The following is a 5,526-nucleotide window of genomic DNA, read 5'->3' as shown; positions in this document are numbered from 1 at the left end:
TCAAATGCCCTACTTTTGCATCCGCTTTCGGGAACGAGAGCAGCGATGGTTTGACATTCTGGCAGAAACGGTGTAAGAACCCTGTCATTTTTCTGCTCTTTGGCATTCGTTTCCATACGATTTCAGCCTTGGAAAAAGAAAATTGAAAAAAAACTTCCGGTTTTATTTGGAAGATAACAAATAAAGTCCTTACCTTTGCATCCGCTTTCTGAAAAGAATGAAAGCTTGAAAAGAAGCGATCTTTGAACAGATTTACATAAACAATACAAGTAGTACAAGAGCGAGACCCATTTCTAGCGATAGGGATCGGTCTCGGGTAAAAACTAAAAGAACCGTCATTACTTAATAATAGGTAAAGACATACACTTTTAAATTCGAGCGTCCTGGACAGATAAAATGAGATCGTATATTATGTTTATAGGTTTTACTTATAAATCATGGCATATGACTCTTACAATACTTTTACAATGAAGAGTTTGATCCTGGCTCAGGATGAACGCTAGCTACAGGCTTAACACATGCAAGTCGAGGGGCATCAGGGCATTAGCTTGCTAATGCCGCTGGCGACCGGCGCACGGGTGAGTAACACGTATCCAACCTGCCTTCAACTCAGGGATAGCCTTTCGAAAGAAAGATTAATACCTGATAGTATGTATTTTCCGCATGGCCTTTACATTAAAGGGTTCCGGTTGAAGATGGGGATGCGTTCCATTAGATAGTTGGCGGGGTAACGGCCCACCAAGTCCACGATGGATAGGGGTTCTGAGAGGAAGGTCCCCCACATTGGAACTGAGACACGGTCCAAACTCCTACGGGAGGCAGCAGTGAGGAATATTGGTCAATGGGCGCTAGCCTGAACCAGCCAAGTAGCGTGAAGGATGACTGCCCTATGGGTTGTAAACTTCTTTTATACGGGAATAAAGTTTGGCACGTGTGCCTTTTTGCATGTACCGTATGAATAAGGATCGGCTAACTCCGTGCCAGCAGCCGCGGTAATACGGAGGATCCGAGCGTTATCCGGATTTATTGGGTTTAAAGGGAGCGTAGGCGGATGCTTAAGTCAGTTGTGAAAGTTTGCGGCTCAACCGTAAAATTGCAGTTGATACTGGGTGTCTTGAGTGCAGTATAGGCAGGCGGAATTCGTGGTGTAGCGGTGAAATGCTTAGATATCACGAAGAACTCCGATTGCGAAGGCAGCTTGCTGGACTGTAACTGACGCTGATGCTCGAAAGTGTGGGTATCAAACAGGATTAGATACCCTGGTAGTCCACACAGTAAACGATGAATACTCGCTGTTTGCGATATACGGTAAGCGGCCAAGCGAAAGCGTTAAGTATTCCACCTGGGGAGTACGCCGGCAACGGTGAAACTCAAAGGAATTGACGGGGGCCCGCACAAGCGGAGGAACATGTGGTTTAATTCGATGATACGCGAGGAACCTTACCCGGGCTTGAATTGCAAATGAATATAGTGGAGACATTATAGCCGCAAGGCATTTGTGAAGGTGCTGCATGGTTGTCGTCAGCTCGTGCCGTGAGGTGTCGGCTTAAGTGCCATAACGAGCGCAACCCTTATCTATAGTTACTATCAGGTAATGCTGAGGACTCTATGGAGACTGCCGTCGTAAGATGTGAGGAAGGTGGGGATGACGTCAAATCAGCACGGCCCTTACGTCCGGGGCTACACACGTGTTACAATGGGGGGTACAGAAGGCAGCTACACGGCGACGTGATGCTAATCCCGAAAACCTCTCTCAGTTCGGATTGGAGTCTGCAACCCGACTCCATGAAGCTGGATTCGCTAGTAATCGCGCATCAGCCACGGCGCGGTGAATACGTTCCCGGGCCTTGTACACACCGCCCGTCAAGCCATGAAAGCCGGGGGTACCTGAAGTGCGTAACCGCAAGGAGCGCCCTAGGGTAAAACTGGTGATTGGGGCTAAGTCGTAACAAGGTAGCCGTACCGGAAGGTGCGGCTGGAACACCTCCTTTCTGGAGCGACGTTCGGCCTGACGAACAGTCAGGAAAAGATAAGAGTTGGTTCTTGGAGTTATGCTTCCATAAGAACCTCTTGTGCTGCGAGTAATTGTTTATTAAAATATAAGAGAAAGAAGAAGCCGAGCCGTAAGGCGAGGGTTTGACTGACAGTCCTATAGCTCAGTTGGTTAGAGCGCTACACTGATAATGTAGAGGTCGGCAGTTCAACTCTGCCTGGGACTACTCCGAATGAGGGGGGATTAGCTCAGCTGGCTAGAGCACCTGCTTTGCACGCAGGGGGTCAACGGTTCGAATCCGTTATTCTCCACTCTTTTAAATGAAGGACTAACAATGAAGAACGAAGAATTGTCCGCAAGGTCTTCTTCATTATTCATACTTCATTTGAAAACCNGTTCTTTGACATGATGTACAAAAAAAGTAAAGTTAAAAGCTGAAAGTATATATCGACCCTATGTGATCGGTAAGACAAAAAGTAAGAAAGGGCGCATGGCGGATGCCTTGGCTCTCGGAGGCGATGAAGGACGTGATAAGCTGCGATAAGCTCCGGGTAGGTGCAAATGACCTTTGATCCGGAGATTTCCGAATGGGACAACCCAATATCTTGAAGAGATATTATTCTGCATAGCAGAAGGCTAACGCAGGGAACTGAAACATCTTAGTACCTGCAGGAAAAGAAAATAAATAATGATTCCCCTAGTAGTGGCGAGCGAACGGGGAGCAGCCCAAACCACCTATGTTACGGCATATGTGGGGTTGTAGGACCACGATGTGGCATGAAAACTGGTGAGTGGAACCCTCTGGAAAGTGGGGTCATAGACGGTGATAACCCGGTACACGAAGCCAGTCTAAGCCTAGTGGTATCCTGAGTAGCGCGGAGCACGAGGAATTCTGCGTGAATCTGCCGGGACCATCCGGTAAGGCTAAATACTCCCGAGAGACCGATAGTGAACCAGTACTGTGAAGGAAAGGTGAAAAGCACTTCGAACAGAAGAGTGAAATAGTTCCTGAAACCATGCGCCTACAAGCGGTCGGAGCAGCTATATGTTGTGACGGCGTGCCTTTTGCATAATGAACCTACGAGTTACTTTTTCCGGCAAGGTTAAGGGGCTAAGCCCTGCAGCCGAAGCGAAAGCGAGTCTTAATAGGGCGTCTCAGTCGGAAGGAGTAGACGCGAAACCAAGTGATCTACCCTTGGGCAGGTTGAAGGATGGGTAACACCATCTGGAGGACCGAACCAATAAGCGTTGAAAAGCTTCTGGATGACCTGAGGGTGGGGGTGAAAGGCTAATCAAACTTGGAGATAGCTCGTACTCCCCGAAATGCATTTAGGTGCAGCCTTGACTTATACTGGCATGAGGTAGAGCGACTGATAAGATGCGAGGGCTTCACCGCCTATCAAGTCTTGACAAACTCCGAATGCGTGCCAGTTCTATGTCAGGAGTGAGGGCATGGGTGCTAAGGTCCATGTCCTAAAGGAGAACAATCCGGACCAACAGCTAAGGTCCCGAAATGAATACTAAGTTGAACTAACGAAGTCAGATTGCTAAGACAGCTAGGATGTTGGCTTGGAAGCAGCCATTCATTTAAAGAGTGCGTAACAGCTCACTAGTCGAGGAGTTTGGCGTGGATAATAATCGGGCATAAGTATTCTACCGAAGCTTTGGGATGTTTAAACATCGGTAGGGGAGCATTCCACTCCGCGTTGAAGGTTAAGCGCGAGCTTTGCTGGAGCGTGTGGAAAAGCAAATGTAGGTATAAGTAACGATAAAGCAGGTGAGAAACCTGCTCGCCGAAAGACTAAGGTTTCCTGATCAACGCTAATCGGATCAGGGTCAGTCGGGTCCTAAGGCTCAGCCGAACGGCGAGGCCGATGGCAGAACAGGTTAATATTCCTGTACTACCTTAAGGAGTGACGTGGAGACGGAGCAGTGACAATGCCGCCATCTGACGGAATAGATGGTTGAAGGGTGTAGATGTTGATTGTGCCAGGCAAATCCGGTGCAAGAGTCGAACCTGATAGTATGGAGCGTTCTTCGAACAATCCAATAGCGCATGTAATCATACTTCCAAGAAAATCCGCTAAACTTAATCCTTGAGGTACCCGTACCGCAAACGGACACACGTAGTCGGGTTGAATATACTAAGGCGCTTGAGTGATTCACGGTTAAGGAACTAGGCAAATTGACCCTGTAACTTCGGGATAAAGGGTCCTCATCAGCGATGGTGAGGCGCAGAGAATCGGTCCAGGCAACTGTTTAACAAAAACACAGGGCTATGCGAAATGGAAACATGAAGTATATAGCCTGACACCTGCCCGGTGCTGGAAGGTTAAGAGGAGATGTCATCGCAAGAGAAGCATTGAATTGAAGCCCCAGTAAACGGCGGCCGTAACTATAACGGTCCTAAGGTAGCGAAATTCCTTGTCGGGTAAGTTCCGACCTGCACGAATGGTGTAATGATCTGGACGCTGTCTCAACCGTGAGCTCAGTGAAATTGTAGTATCGGTGAAGATGCCGATTACCCGCGATGGGACGAAAAGACCCCGTGAACCTTTACTATAGCTTAACATTGAATTTGGGTAATTGATGTGTAGGATAGGCCGGAGGCTTCGAAGCAGGTACGCCAGTATTTGTGGAGCCGCTGTTGAAATACGGCCCTTTGATTATTTGAGTTCTAACCCGCGCTGCGGGGACACTGTTTGGTGGGTAGTTTGACTGGGGTGGTCGCCTCCAAAAGCGTAACGGAGGCTTCTAAAGGTGCCCTCACGACGATTGGTAACCGTCGGCAGAGTGTAATGGCATAAGGGCGCTTGACTGGGAGACAGACAAGTCGATCAGGTAGGAAACTAGAGCATAGTGATCCGGTGTTTCTGTATGGAAAGGACATCGCTCAAAGGATAAAAGGTACTCCGGGGATAACAGGCTGATCCCTCCCAAGAGCTCATATCGACGGAGGGGTTTGGCACCTCGATGTCGGCTCGTCACATCCTGGGGCTGGAGAAGGTCCCAAGGGTTGGGCTGTTCGCCCATTAAAGTGGCACGCGAGCTGGGTTCAGAACGTCGTGAGACAGTTCGGTCTCTATCTATCGTGGGCGCATGAAATTTGCGTGGCTCTGACACTAGTACGAGAGGACCGTGTTGGACTGACCTCTGGTTTACCGGTTGTGCCGCCAGGTGCATTGCCGGGTATCTAAGTCGGGATTGGATAAGTGCTGAAAGCATCTAAGTACGAAGCCAGCCACAAGATTAGATTTCTTAGGGTCGTCAGAGACGATGACGTTGATAGGATGCAGGTGTAAGGGTGGTGACATCTTAGCCGAGCATTACTAATTGCCCGTTGACTTTTTGCCTTCCGTGTATGGGGGATATATACGTTCAGCGTAAAAGACTGACTTTGCTTTTTACATCATGTCTGCCTTATTCAGGTGACTATAGCACCGGGGTTCCACCTCTTCCCATTCCGAACAGAGAAGTTAAGCCCGGTCACGCCGATGGTACTGCGTAACAGTGGGAGAGTAGGTAGTCGCCGT

At 48.7% G+C, this 5,526-nt stretch carries 2 tRNA genes and 3 rRNA genes; all 5 read left to right on the top strand.

Annotated features, from left to right (window positions below):
* The first annotated feature begins 464 nt into the window (after nt 1-464).
* A 16S ribosomal RNA gene (locus tag C1A09_RS16065) occupies nt 465-1,991 on the top strand.
* Nucleotides 1,992-2,145: 154 nt separating this feature from the next.
* Nucleotides 2,146-2,219 (top strand) — tRNA-Ile (locus C1A09_RS16060).
* Nucleotides 2,220-2,230: 11 nt separating this feature from the next.
* A tRNA-Ala gene (locus tag C1A09_RS16055) sits at nt 2,231-2,304 on the top strand.
* A 159-nt stretch (nt 2,305-2,463) separates the two neighbouring features.
* Nucleotides 2,464-5,346: ribosomal RNA gene (locus C1A09_RS16050) — 23S ribosomal RNA — on the top strand.
* 71 nt (nt 5,347-5,417) lie between these two features.
* Nucleotides 5,418-5,526, top strand: a 5S ribosomal RNA gene (rrf, locus tag C1A09_RS16045).
* The 16S, 23S and 5S rRNA genes sit together here with 2 tRNA genes alongside, the layout of an rRNA operon.

Source organism: Bacteroides cutis (genome assembly GCF_900241005.1).
GTDB lineage: Bacteria > Bacteroidota > Bacteroidia > Bacteroidales > Bacteroidaceae > Bacteroides > Bacteroides cutis.
The sequence above is the reverse complement of the archived record's forward strand: the minus strand, read 5'-3'. Positions and strand labels throughout refer to the sequence as shown.